Source organism: Halalkalibacter akibai JCM 9157 (assembly GCF_000513135.1).
Taxonomy (GTDB): domain Bacteria; phylum Bacillota; class Bacilli; order Bacillales; family Bacillaceae_D; genus Halalkalibacter; species Halalkalibacter akibai.
The window spans coordinates 1-12419 of sequence record NZ_BAUV01000071.1 but is presented as its reverse complement, the minus strand read 5'-3'; the positions used below and the strand labels follow the sequence as shown (position 1 = coordinate 12419).

Here is a 12419-nt window from a genome sequence, read left to right as displayed (position 1 = left end):
AAAATGGAATGCTTTTTTTGTCCGGCAACGTCCTACTCTCACAGGGGGAAGCCCCCAACTACCATCGGCGCAAAAGAGCTTAACGACCGTGTTCGGCATGGGAACGGGTGTGACCTCTTTGCTATCATCACCAGGCTATATAAAACTTCTATTTTTCTATTAATGCGGGTGAAGGGAGTCGAACCCCCACGTCATAAGACACTAGATCCTAAGTCTAGCGCGTCTGCCAGTTCCGCCACACCCGCATATCAATCGTATGTTTCATACATAAATGGTGAGCCATGAAGGACTCGAACCTTCGACCCTCTGATTAAAAGTCAGATGCTCTACCAACTGAGCTAATGGCTCTTACTGGTGCCGGCCAGAGGACTTGAACCCCCAACCTACTGATTACAAGTCAGTTGCTCTACCAATTGAGCTAGGCCGGCATGTGGTGGAGGATGACGGGATCGAACCGCCGACCCCCTGCTTGTAAGGCAGGTGCTCTCCCAGCTGAGCTAATCCTCCGTAAATAAAATTGGTGACCCGTACGGGATTCGAACCCGTGTTACCGCCGTGAAAGGGCGGTGTCTTAACCGCTTGACCAACGGGCCACTGTAATAAAATGGCGGAGAAGGAGGGATTTGAACCCTCGCGCCGCGTAAACGACCTACACCCTTAGCAGGGGCGCCCCTTCAGCCACTTGGGTACTTCTCCTCGACTCATAAATGCCTTATATAAAAGATACTATGGTGGGCCTAAGTGGACTCGAACCACCGACCTCACGCTTATCAGGCGTGCGCTCTAACCAGCTGAGCTATAGGCCCAAATTTTTTTGGAGCGGGTGATGAGAATCGAACTCACAACATCAGCTTGGAAGGCTGAGGTTTTACCATTAAACTACACCCGCATATTAGGTTGGACGTTGCTAAATTCCACTCTCGCTACAACATGTCTTTTCCTCTTCTAGCTTATTCAATGAAGCTAATGCGTCAAGACAACTCGTAGCTTATTCGACGAAGTATCGCTCGTGGCTGAGGTTTTACCATTAAACTACACCCGCATATATATGGTCGGGAAGACAGGATTTGAACCTGCGACCCCCTGGTCCCAAACCAGGTGCTCTACCAAGCTGAGCCACTTCCCGTTTTCTTTAAAAGCTTGTCCAATAATGGCGCGCCCTGAGAGATTCGAACTCCCGACCTTTTGATTCGTAGTCAAACACTCTATCCAGCTGAGCTAAGGGCGCTTATTATGGTGCCGAGGGCCGGACTTGAACCGGCACGGTAGTCACCTACCGCAGGATTTTAAGTCCTGTGTGTCTGCCAATTCCACCACCCCGGCAAGGTAGGAAAAATATGGAGGCGGTACCCGGATTTGAACCGGGGATGAAGGTTTTGCAGACCCGCGCCTTACCACTTGGCTATACCGCCAGACATCTAATATTGGAGCGGAAGACGAGATTCGAACTCGCGACCCCCACCTTGGCAAGGTGGTGTTCTACCACTGAACTACTTCCGCGTTTGGCTGGGCTAGCTGGATTCGAACCAACGCATGACGGAATCAAAATCCGTTGCCTTACCGCTTGGCGATAGCCAATATTTTATTTATGGGGCGGCTGATGGGAATTGAACCCACGAATGCCGGAATCACAATCCGGTGCGTTAACCACTTCGCCACAACCGCCACATATAAAATTAATTGGCAGGGGCAGTAGGAATTGAACCCACACCGGAGGTTTTGGAGACCTCTGTTCTACCTTTAAACTATGCCCCTATATAAATGGTGGAGGGGGACGGATTCGAACCGCCGAACCCGGAGGGAGCGGATTTACAGTCCGCCGCGTTTAGCCACTTCGCTACCCCTCCACATGATTTTTTTTTTGAAAATGGCGGTCCGGACGGGACTCGAACCCGCGACCTCCTGCGTGACAGGCAGGCATTCTAACCAACTGAACTACCGGACCATTTATTTGGTTGCGGGGGGCGGATTTGAACCACCGACCTTCGGGTTATGAGCCCGACGAGCTACCAGACTGCTCCACCCCGCGTCGTTGAATAGCATACAAAGAAAAGAAATATCCAAGTCTTTTTCTAGCATACACATTGTTTTAAATTAAAAAAGTAATAAGATGGCGGAGGAAGAGGGATTCGAACCCCCGCGCGGTTTAACCCGCCTGTCGGTTTTCAAGACCGATCCCTTCAGCCGGACTTGGGTATTCCTCCGCATAAAAATGATACTCTTTAGTGGTGGACCCTGTAGGACTCGAACCTACGACCAATCGGTTATGAGCCGACCGCTCTGACCAACTGAGCTAAAGGTCCAAATGGTGGAGCCTAGCGGGATCGAACCGCTGACCTCCTGCGTGCAAGGCAGGCGCTCTCCCAGCTGAGCTAAGGCCCCTAATCAACTTGAATAATGCAATTACCTGATCACAAGAATAACTATAACACACTTTTTAATTCTACGCAACATTTTTATTGTTTTTTTTCTAAATCTGAAAACAATATTAGTACCAAGAGTTAATAATTTATCATAATGCCAGATCTAGTTCAATACTTTTCAAGAAAATTTTATCTTAACAATTTTTATCTTATTCGAGACGTTGAATTTTGCTACTGTTTTCCCAAAAAGTTATCCAACCTATGATAAATAATGAATAAAGGAGTGGGTATCCTACACTCCCCCACTCCTTTATTCATTATTTTTTCTTTTTCACAAACGAAATTGTACTTTGTCTTCTTTTCAATTTCCAGATCAATTCTAGAAACCATTGTTTGTCCTTTGTTGAAAGAGAAAGGTCAATCAGATTTAGAATTTCCCCTTCACATAAATCTGTTGTCATAGGTTCAATTTCTAAATCATTGTCATCTAATTTAATAATTCGACCTATTAATTTTTTATTATCACTAATAATAATTTTTACTTGTACTAGTGAATTAAATGGTTCAATTAACTCTACATAGCCGTGTATTAATTCACCATTTCTTGTTTTACCTTTAATCCAATCTCCTACTCTCAAGCCATTCTTACTATTTGTTACCATTCTACTCACCAACCTTCGTAAACCATAATCAAAAACACAGGCTAATGTTGAGGATCCATTAATTATGTTTAGTTAAGATATTGTATTCATTAAATGCGCTTTTCTCTTGGGCAGATAGGTAGGTTTAAACAGAAAGAATGTCTTTAAATAAGTTAAAACACCCCTTCCATGTTTGAAGGAGTGTTTTGACTTATTCAAAAAAAAAACGATTTTATGTTTAAATAGCGTTTGGTTGTTGCAATAAACAATGCAATCAACCTCTTTTTGAGTTAGTTTTCTAAACTTACAGGCAGCAAACTAGACACTCTCGTCAATTATCTTTTAAAAAATCTAGTTCTTCCTTATAAGGCATTGAAACAGAAGTACCTATTTTTGTAACTGATAATGCAGCAACTGAATTAGATAATCTTGCTGCTTCATCTAGATTGAACCCTTGTGAAATAAAAGTAGCAAATGCTCCATTGAAGGCATCGCCTGCTCCGGTCGTATCAACTGCTTTCACCTCATAACCAGCTATCATTCTGCCAGCGTCAGTCCCATCATACACAAAACAGCCTTTCCTTCCGAGTGTAATAATAACAGTTGAGACACCTTTATTAGTAAGCTTAATAGCTGCTTTTTGGGCTTGTGAAAAATTTGTTACTTCAATTCCTGTTAAAGCAAATACCTCTGTTTCATTCGGGGTAATGTACGTTACACCTTTTAACAGGTCTTCTCCTATTTCTTGATAAGGAGCTGGGTTTAAAATAACTGGTTTCACGAACTCATTAGCTAGTTCAATCGTTTTCTTGACAGCCTCAATAGATGTTTCTAATTGCACTAAAATGATGTCTGCATCAGCAAACTCACCTCTAGCTTGTTCTACATCTTCTTCAGTTAAAGACCCACAAGCTCCAAGTGCAACAACAATCATGTTTTCACCGTGTTGATCTACTGCAATTAAAGCTGTACCGGTTGCTTCTTTTTCGTCACAATTAACACGTGATATATCAATTCCTTCTTTTTGAAAATTTCGAATGGCTTCTTCTCCAAACACATCTTTACCTACTTTTGTAACCATTGTTACATCACTACCAAGACGAGCAGCTGCAACAGCTTGATTTCCACCTTTCCCCCCTGGTCCCATTTGAAAAGATCCACCTAAAACCGTTTCTCCTGGTTTAGGTATATGAGGAGTTCGACACATTAAATCGACAATATAACTTCCGACTACAACGACTTTTGGCATGTTCGTCCTTCCCCCAATCTATAGGTTCCCTTTTAAAAGAAAAGCCTATTAAGGGCTCCTCCTCTTAACAAGCTCACTGTCATCATTTTAAATCTGAACTATTTGTCTTTGTTTACCAGAATAATAACACCACTCTTTGAAACCTATTTCTTTCAACTTTAGTCTCACTTCTTCAAACTCATCACCAACCCGCTCTGGCTTATGAGCATCCGATCCAAATGTGACGGCTACTTTATGAAAAAGCGCACGTTCTAATATCTCATCAGAGGGATACCAACCACCACAATCCTTTGTTTTTCCCGATGTATTAATTTCGATTGCAACATTACTCTCACCAATAACTTGTAACGTTTGATCAAGTGTATCTATTTCAATTGCTGAAAATTCAGGATAAAAACCCTTCATCGCGTCAATATGACCTAGAATTTGAAACATGCCACTTTTAGCAGATTGCTCAATTAGGTTAAAGTACGTTTCCTTCGTTTTAACTTTCTCTGTTTGAGTCAATCCATCCCAACGACTTTTTTTAAAAATACTGACATCATCAACAAAGTGAACAGACCCAATCACGTAATCAAACGGATGTTTCAGTAAATTTTCTTGATAAACTCCACTATGCGTTGGAAAAAAATCACTTTCAATTCCGAGTAGCACTTTAATTTGATCTTCGTATTTCTTTTTAAGTCGTAAAACCTCTTCTACATAGAAAGCAAAATCTTTTCTAGGCATTGTAATACCTGGGTATGGGTGATCTTCCTCACTGTGAAAATAAGGTGTATGATCTGAAATACCGATCACCTGTAAGTCATTGGCTATCCCTGCTTTTATGTAATCTTCAATTGTACCCAGAGCATGACCACACATTTCATTATGAGTATGTAAATCGAACTTCATTTTGGACCTCTCCTTTGGCTTCATATTACTAGTTCCAATTTTCAACGCACTATATAAGTCATTAATAACTATTCGACATCGACTCATAAAGCCCTTCCCATTGAAGGGATAACTAGTACTATACTCTTCTGTTCAAATTTAAAATATCCTCAATTAAAAAGAAAAGGTTAAAAATCTCTTGTTTTTGAGATTTATGACCTAATCTTTTTCAGCAAAAATATTCACTATAGGTTACTGAATTTCACTTTTTCTCCTACTTGTGCTGATTTAATAGTAGCACAAGTCAATTTAAAACTTTTTACATTATCTTCAATCGCAGTTTCAGGGATTCTATTATGAATAATGGATTGAACCATATTGTCAAAAGAGTAAGTTCGATCATCAAATGGCATTTCAATTAATGTAATTGCTTCTTTCTTAATTTCATCTTGTTCGTTGACTAAAAATAAAGTTACCTTGTCATCAATGATTTCAATTGCTCCTTTTTCTCCAACAAGACGAATATCCCCATTCCAAGTTGTTTCTTTCCCTCTAGATACCCAACTTCCAAAATAACTTACGTGAACATCATCTTCAAAATCAATTGCTACTGTTGCAGCTGGATTCCCACTAAACCAACTCCAACCAGGTTTAAAACTTTTCGCGTAGACTGCTGTCGGCTCTAATTTTAGTAAATATCTCATAAGATCAAAATGATGAATACTCATGTCTTCTAATAAGATTTCTGAATAGTGATCACGCCAGCCACCAAATTTCATCGCTTTTCTAAATTCATATTCCAAATAACCAACTTGACCAATGGTATGCTTATCAATTAGTTTTTTAGCCGTTTGGATGGGAGCTCTCCAGCGATAGTTCTGACTAACAGATATTTTTCTATCTATCGTTCTACTAAATTCAATTAACTCTTCAGCCTCTTCCAACGTGTGGGTAATCGGTTTTTCTAATAAAACATGGAATCCAGCTTTTAACGCCTTCATAGCAATGTCTTTATGAGTCTTAGGTGGAGTAACAATTAAAACTAAATCAGCTTCAATTTCACTAAAGGCTAAATTTAGATCTTGATAGCATTGATCTGATGTTAACCCAGTGATGCGTTGTGCCTCTAGTAGATTTTCTTGCATGACATCAACAATCCCTACTAGTTCTGCTTGTGAATAGTCCATCACGACATTTAGCCAAGATTGACCAAATCCGCCCGCTCCTACTTGGATCACTTTTAAGTTTTTCATAAACTTCATCCTTTGCGTCTAAAATATTAATAACTTACCAGAAATATTTCTGTCCATAAAACAAATTCAACTGTAACACTCCTTATTTTAATAGTAGAATAAACAAGGGAGTGTACTTTTTTAAAAACGCTTTCACTTTTTTTAACATAGTTCGTTGTAAAGAAGTAAATTTCCTTTAAAACACGAAAGATTATGCACTACAAACCAAAACTCGAACACTTTCTAATTACAGTAGAAATTTATAAAGTCGCCGAGCATAATAAAAAAGCGCTCCCTATAGGAAACGCTTTTATTTAAAAAATTATATAATTAATGTAGTTAAAAGAATTACATGGAAACCCCTATTTGAACAGTAAGCGAAACCACATAAATAGAAAATAACCGTGCACCTAACATTGATACGCTCACATAAGTGTTACTTAAGTAGCCAGCTCAATTAGGGCAACCTACGGCACACAGAATGATCTACTTATGGCTGCTTCCTTCCGGATCTGACCAGATTCATAGGTTTCTGTTGCGTAGACCCAAATGGTCAACACCGCTTGCATAAGGCAAACCTTACATGATACGTACCGCAGCTAGGAATTCAACCCCGCTAAGGCGGATTGCGGGTTACAGGGCACCGCCAACTCCCCATCTAGCACGGTATGTATTATTAATATGCTCCCTACATGGATAACCATTAAGGATATGTCTGTCACTGCGACAAATTCATTGTACCACGAATATAAATTCCGCGCAATAGAAACAGAGTTTATTATTTATTTTATTATCATCCAATATTTTCTTTGGATAGTTCTGTGAAAACGAACTATTAAAACAATGTCAAAACCTGAATATAGACTATACCTACTATTAATAAAGACACACCGAAAACTATGTTCCAACGAAAGCCATTTTCGGCTAAACTCCTTTTATTTTGGCTACTTATTAATAAAAGAGGTACGGTCACTGGCGCAATCACTAATGTTACCGCAACACCTAGCAACAAGGAAAGTGCCACTAAATCAGTTGAGTAGCCACCTGGAATCCCCATTAAAATTCCTGACAGCAACACCATCGCGGGGATTGGTGGGAATCCACAAAACCCGAGTAAAATGACAACAAACGTTAAACCAATTAAAACATTCAGGTTCAACCAATCGATACCAGTTAGAAAATAACCAAATAGGACTTCCCCGTAGCCCGTTTCCTTCAGCGCTCCAACTAACAGGCCAGCAGACAAAATTAATATCATTTCTTTCTTTTTATTGCCTAAGTCTACAGTCATCAAACGCCTCCATCGTTGTTTGTATTCAGCTAGCGCACGGTTACACACGAAATATAGTGTGGTAACAACCATGATCACAACTGGAACAGCTAGTAAGATATTGACGTCTAACCCCTGATTGAAAGTGTATATCCCACCCATGAGCAATGCAACCCAAATAAGAAATTTCCATACAAGTCCATCTAAACGCTCATTCATATCATTTTTAAAATCAGGAACCACATCTACGTTAATTTTTCTCTGATTCATTTGGAACTTAAAAATGAATATCGCAAGTACAAGTCCTATCAAAGCCAAGCCTAGCCCTTTAAGAACTGTAGGAATAAGAGGAGCATTCGTTCCTGCGATCACATAGGCAAATGCTGGATGAACAGCTGTCCATAAGACCGTTAAAGTAAAACCCCTCATAATTGCAGTACTTAAAGTAAAATCCCAAGCTTGATTAGAGGTTTCTGTCCTTTTTAGATTTTGAAACATTTGAAAGGTAAATACAATGCCACCTACTGTCATAAAAGAAGATATAAAATGAGAGATTGCCGCTGTGAATGTATAGAATCGGATGGGGGTATGAATCCGATTCTGACCTCTTGACAATAGCGCTTTCACATAAGGTCGGTGACTAATGATCCAACTGATAAGAGTTATTAAAATAACTAAAGGAATAATTGAACTCATCTCACGTAATCCCGACCACAGGATTCCAAGAGGTGATGAAGTCAGCCAGACAATCGCTATAGACAAGGAGATTAATAGAATCGGAAGAACAAGAACTCGTTTTGGCATAACAATCAAGATCGAGATGAGCATGATGAACCCAGCTGCAGACATTGCATGAAGAAAAATGACCTCTGTCCATATCGTTGAAATAAAATAAGCGAGAATAAACAAAATCAGTGAATGAACAAATACTTTATCTATAAAAGCTCTCAATACTCAGGTCTCCTTTCTTACCAATTAACAGACCTTCGTTTATTTTACTAGAATTTCAATACGTTGCCTAATTTTAACTTATTCATTCATCGCTTACATTAGTAACGCAACGTAAAAGACACCCAGCTATCAACTAGGTGTCTAACACACTGCAGGCTAAAGCAGTGGCTTTAGTCCCTCCTATTTCACTATCCATTTTCCATCATCAGGTGTCGAACCAGCACTATAAATTGCTAGTAAATATTGAGATAAGAACACTCTACGCTCTAACTCATGTGCACGCGGATCTGTATTCCTAAAAAATCTACCATCGCACCTTTTGACCAAATGTTTGCCAATGTTTTTTACCAGCTTTTCCACTTCTTCAAAAGAAGTCGTTCGCGGTGTTTGTTCAGTAAAAGAAACGGTAACTTTCAGCTCACCTGACCCTTCAGGAAAAAGAGTAAACTCATGTGTTCCCGTATGAGATAAAGCACCTGAATTCCCTTACCATCCCACATGATAAATATCTTGATCAAGTTTTCTCACAAGCAACGCTCCACCCTCTGATTTCAACTGAAAAATTGCCTTGTGACGATGTTCATGATTCCAATTTAAATCTATCGTATCATCTCAACTATTCGATTGTACGGAAAGCGCATCATAACTCTTCCACCCTCGATTACCCTTGAATTAACTGAGACAGCTAACTCTTCATAATTAGGATCACAAGCAGTGGTAACAACCGCTTGATGACCATCAAATTTTAAAAAAAACTTCTCAAAATGTCCGATAAATCTAGTGTTTGATTCATATCGTTTATCTCACTAGCTTGAACGAGCTCTCAGTTTTCCTTCAGGAGTTTAAAGACAATTTGCCCAATTGCAAACGATGATAGCGAGTTGAAAAACGTTTTCTAATGATCAATTATTACTAGCAATAAACAACAACTCGTTTAGTAGACAATATAGTTAATCTCCTTCCATCTCTTGTTTTTTTATTTATAATAGAATGCTCATAAAAAAGAAACACCTCAATAAGAAGTGCTTCCTGCAATCATTTAGTTATCATTTAAGACTATACTGCCGCTCTACTCCAAAGCCCATGATAATTTTCTACATCAGATTTCTTTAATTTATCTAATTTACTTTCTGTAAACTCACCTTTTACTAATTTAAGTAAATAATCAAGGTGCGGATAAATTGTTTCAGGCTCCCGGTCTTTTAACTTATCGCTGTATCTGTCCTGTAATGTCTTAGCAAAGTGAAGTTTCTTTTCTCCTAATTCACCTCGTTGCAAGCTTTTCACATACTTGTTATACATTCTTAAATGACATAAAAGGATTGCATCTTCTCTTACTGTCCATTCTCTCGCCGTTTTTTGCATCAAAAAACCTCCAGTTTATGTAAGCTAGCAAACCATTCACGTTCTAATACCTGCAAACACCCTTGCAAACATTAGGACATGTTTCCAATTATTAACTTCACTTAATCGTAACATTTTTCGTTTGCTATTGCAAATCCAGATTAGTTTATATATATTTAAATGTTAAAAAACCTTTCGGAGAGCAGTAGTTGGATAATTCTCAATTTAAAATGCTTTACAATCCGAGTTTACCTGTATGCGATCCAACTTTTGTTTACTATCCAAAATGGGTGATTTACTATCCAAACCTCCCCCTTAACTAGCCACCAGCTAAAAAGCACTCCTTTTAGGAAAGCTTTTAAAAAAAATTTATAATGAATTCCCCAAAAAAACCATTCGTTAATTAGTTTACATGGTCTCCGCATGAACAGTGTTCACTTTTAGTTTTTATCAATCAATATTCTGGTCCTTTTTGCTCATTAGCGCAGTTGCGGTAACGCTAAATATATCACCAATAATTGAAAAAATAGCCGCCATCAATTTCATTCCTTTCTCTAATCAAGAATTCCTCCTGTTGTTGTGCCAGTAAAAATAATAAATTCACTTTAATTAGCAATACTCTTAACGAGAAAGAATTTTGTAACTAGCAGGCTTTTAATTCCCTTTTTAAAATATCGTTAATTTAATCTTTGAATCGACTTCATAAAAAGTCAAAAAACCACAACCGTGAAGTTACCCCTAAAGTTAGACACGGATATTTCATTAGGCGGCTTGGGTAAAATGAGTTCGGTATTGTACCGGACTCATTTTTAATTTAGCTTCATCCTTTTCGTGTTGTAATAGATAATATATTTTTCTAGTTCCTTTTTAAAATGCTCTACACATTCAAATTGGTTTAAATAGAGGAATTCTGACTTCATAATGCCAAAGAAATTTTCCATCACAGAGTTGTCATAACAGTTGCCCTTACGTGACATACTCTGCACAATTCCTCTTAATTGAAGCCTTTTACGATACTTTTCCATTTGATAATGCCAGCCCTGATCAGAGTGCATGAGTAGCTGGTGTTCTTCTGGGAGGAGTTCTAGTGCGTTCTCTAACATCTCTGAAACAAGTGAATACGTTGGTCTAGAGCCAATCGTATATGTAATGATTTCACCGTTAAATAAATCTAAAACAGGCGATAAATAAAGCTTTTCACCGAATAATTTAAATTCTGTAATATCGGTTACCCACTTCTTATTGGGTGCCTCCGCTATAAAGTTACGGTCTAAAATGTTTGGCGCAATTTTGCCAACTGAGCCTTTATATGATTTATATTTTTTCATTCGAACTACGCACTTTAAACCTAACTCTTTCATAATGCGTTGAACTTTCTTGTGATTGACTTTTTGCCCACAATTCGCTAACTCATCACGAATGCGGCGGTAGCCATAACGACCCTCGTGTTCATCATAAACCGCTTTTATTTCTACTTTTAAATTTATATCTGGGTCTGGACGACTCATCTTTTTTAGTAAATCGTAATATGAGCTACGTGGAATTTGAGCGAATGTTACAAGTGCTTTCACCGAATATTTATGCCTTAATTCATGAATGATTTTTACTTTGTCTTCCTTGGTGATTTTTCCTTGGCTTGAACTAAGGCATTCAACTTTTTTAAGTATTCATTTTCCATACGTAAACGTTGAATTTCAGCTTGTAGCGCTTCTGTAGAACCTTCAACTAGCACTTGTTTTGATTGTTTGTTCGACTCTTTTTTCATGGATGGACGCCCCTTTTTCTTTGACTGAAGGGCATCGACGCCGTAAGTTTCGAGTTGCTTTTTCCAAACCACAATCGTTGAAGGGGCAGGTATATTAAAAATAGCTGCCGTTTCAATGGCTGATGTACCGAATTCAGTCATGTAATTAAGTACATCTAGTTTAAACTGTTGTGTATAACTTGTACATTGTTTAATAAATGCATTTACATCGTTATATTCAAACTGTTTTACCCATTTTTGGATTGCTTTGTGATTTACACCAATAGATTTTCCGATTGTTCGATAACTCTCAGTGCCATATAAATACCGATTAACTGCTTGTAATTTTTCCTCTGCACTAAATTTGGCCATAAAAAAAAACTGCACCTCCAATATGTTAGATTGTGTCTAACAATTGGGGTGCAGTTCATCGATTAGGTTGTGGTTTTTCGGCCTGGCAACGTCCTACTCTCACAGGGGGAAGCCCCCAACTACCATCGGCGCAAAAGAGCTTAACGACCGTGTTCGGCATGGGAACGGGTGTGACCTCTTTGCTATCGCCACCAGACTATATGGCATTTTATTAAAAATGCCTCGAACATCGGATTCCAAACTGGTATCTTAGTTCACATTAGAGAGATTCTCTCAAAACTAGATAATGCATAATAGAAACGGTGTCATACTTTGACAAGTATGACTTCAAGAATGTTATTGGATAAGTCCTCGACCGATTAGTATCTGTCAGCTCCACA

6 protein-coding genes, 22 tRNA genes, 2 rRNA genes, 1 other RNA gene and 1 pseudogene are annotated in these 12419 nt (G+C 38.7%); all 32 read right to left on the bottom strand.

The annotated features are described in order from the left end of the window. Nucleotides 1-19: 19 nt before the first annotated feature. Nucleotides 20-135, bottom strand: a 5S ribosomal RNA gene (rrf, locus tag JCM9157_RS21405). Between the two features lie 28 nt (nucleotides 136-163). Continuing rightward, nucleotides 164-245, bottom strand: a tRNA-Leu gene (locus JCM9157_RS21400). Nucleotides 246-272: 27 nt separating this feature from the next. After that, nucleotides 273-348, bottom strand: a tRNA-Lys gene (locus JCM9157_RS21395). Nucleotides 349-352: 4 nt separating this feature from the next. Beyond that, nucleotides 353-428 (bottom strand) — tRNA-Thr (locus JCM9157_RS21390). Between the two features lie 3 nt (nucleotides 429-431). After that, nucleotides 432-507: transfer RNA gene (locus JCM9157_RS21385), tRNA-Val, on the bottom strand. Between the two features lie 11 nt (nucleotides 508-518). Next, nucleotides 519-593, bottom strand: a tRNA-Glu gene (locus JCM9157_RS21380). Between the two features lie 12 nt (nucleotides 594-605). Beyond that, nucleotides 606-696, bottom strand: a tRNA-Ser gene (locus tag JCM9157_RS21375). 33 nt (nucleotides 697-729) lie between these two features. After that, nucleotides 730-806, bottom strand: a tRNA-Ile gene (locus tag JCM9157_RS21370). A 9-nt stretch (nucleotides 807-815) separates the two neighbouring features. After that, nucleotides 816-889 (bottom strand) — tRNA-Gly (locus tag JCM9157_RS21365). 160 nt (nucleotides 890-1049) lie between these two features. Next, nucleotides 1050-1126: transfer RNA gene (locus tag JCM9157_RS21360), tRNA-Pro, on the bottom strand. 25 nt (nucleotides 1127-1151) lie between these two features. Beyond that, nucleotides 1152-1228: transfer RNA gene (locus tag JCM9157_RS21355), tRNA-Arg, on the bottom strand. Nucleotides 1229-1234: 6 nt separating this feature from the next. Next, nucleotides 1235-1323: transfer RNA gene (locus JCM9157_RS21350), tRNA-Leu, on the bottom strand. 15 nt (nucleotides 1324-1338) lie between these two features. Next, a tRNA-Cys gene (locus JCM9157_RS21345) sits at nucleotides 1339-1412 on the bottom strand. A 13-nt stretch (nucleotides 1413-1425) separates the two neighbouring features. Further along, nucleotides 1426-1500 (bottom strand) — tRNA-Gly (locus JCM9157_RS21340). Between the two features lie 3 nt (nucleotides 1501-1503). After that, nucleotides 1504-1578: transfer RNA gene (locus JCM9157_RS21335), tRNA-Gln, on the bottom strand. 11 nt (nucleotides 1579-1589) lie between these two features. Then, nucleotides 1590-1665: transfer RNA gene (locus tag JCM9157_RS21330), tRNA-His, on the bottom strand. A 16-nt stretch (nucleotides 1666-1681) separates the two neighbouring features. After that, nucleotides 1682-1755, bottom strand: a tRNA-Trp gene (locus JCM9157_RS21325). Nucleotides 1756-1762: 7 nt separating this feature from the next. Beyond that, nucleotides 1763-1847 (bottom strand) — tRNA-Tyr (locus JCM9157_RS21320). A gap of 21 nt (nucleotides 1848-1868) precedes the next feature. After that, nucleotides 1869-1945, bottom strand: a tRNA-Asp gene (locus JCM9157_RS21315). Nucleotides 1946-1952: 7 nt separating this feature from the next. After that, nucleotides 1953-2029, bottom strand: a tRNA-Met gene (locus JCM9157_RS21310). Between the two features lie 82 nt (nucleotides 2030-2111). Then, nucleotides 2112-2204: transfer RNA gene (locus JCM9157_RS21305), tRNA-Ser, on the bottom strand. 22 nt (nucleotides 2205-2226) lie between these two features. Next, nucleotides 2227-2303: transfer RNA gene (locus tag JCM9157_RS21300), tRNA-Ile, on the bottom strand. Between the two features lie 3 nt (nucleotides 2304-2306). Beyond that, nucleotides 2307-2382 (bottom strand) — tRNA-Ala (locus JCM9157_RS21295). Between the two features lie 298 nt (nucleotides 2383-2680). Then, nucleotides 2681-3025, bottom strand: a complete 345-nt coding sequence (locus tag JCM9157_RS21290; protein ID WP_035668123.1) for an IDEAL domain-containing protein — start codon at nucleotides 3023-3025, stop codon at nucleotides 2681-2683. A 310-nt stretch (nucleotides 3026-3335) separates the two neighbouring features. After that, nucleotides 3336-4253: a ribokinase gene (rbsK, locus tag JCM9157_RS21285; RefSeq protein WP_035668121.1), complete on the bottom strand. Its 918-nt coding sequence runs from the start codon at nucleotides 4251-4253 to the stop codon at nucleotides 3336-3338. Between the two features lie 87 nt (nucleotides 4254-4340). Beyond that, nucleotides 4341-5147: a histidinol-phosphatase gene (locus JCM9157_RS21280; protein WP_035668119.1), complete on the bottom strand. Its 807-nt coding sequence runs from the start codon at nucleotides 5145-5147 to the stop codon at nucleotides 4341-4343. Nucleotides 5148-5371: 224 nt separating this feature from the next. Next, a complete protein-coding gene (locus JCM9157_RS21275) occupies nucleotides 5372-6379 on the bottom strand; it encodes a Gfo/Idh/MocA family protein (protein WP_052013304.1) in 1008 nt (335 codons plus the stop codon). Nucleotides 6380-6760: 381 nt separating this feature from the next. Then, nucleotides 6761-7025: signal recognition particle sRNA large type (gene ffs / locus JCM9157_RS24245), an RNA gene on the bottom strand. A gap of 168 nt (nucleotides 7026-7193) precedes the next feature. Continuing rightward, a complete protein-coding gene (locus tag JCM9157_RS21270) occupies nucleotides 7194-8579 on the bottom strand; it encodes a hypothetical protein (RefSeq protein WP_035668116.1) in 1386 nt (461 codons plus the stop codon). 1056 nt (nucleotides 8580-9635) lie between these two features. After that, nucleotides 9636-9944, bottom strand: coding sequence for a hypothetical protein (locus JCM9157_RS21265; protein ID WP_035668114.1), 309 nt, complete (start codon nucleotides 9942-9944; stop codon nucleotides 9636-9638). A gap of 741 nt (nucleotides 9945-10685) precedes the next feature. Further along, nucleotides 10686-12039, bottom strand: a pseudogene (locus JCM9157_RS24240) (IS3 family transposase). An 80-nt stretch (nucleotides 12040-12119) separates the two neighbouring features. Further along, nucleotides 12120-12235: ribosomal RNA gene (gene rrf, locus JCM9157_RS21250) — 5S ribosomal RNA — on the bottom strand. Between the last annotated feature and the right edge of the window lie 184 nt (nucleotides 12236-12419).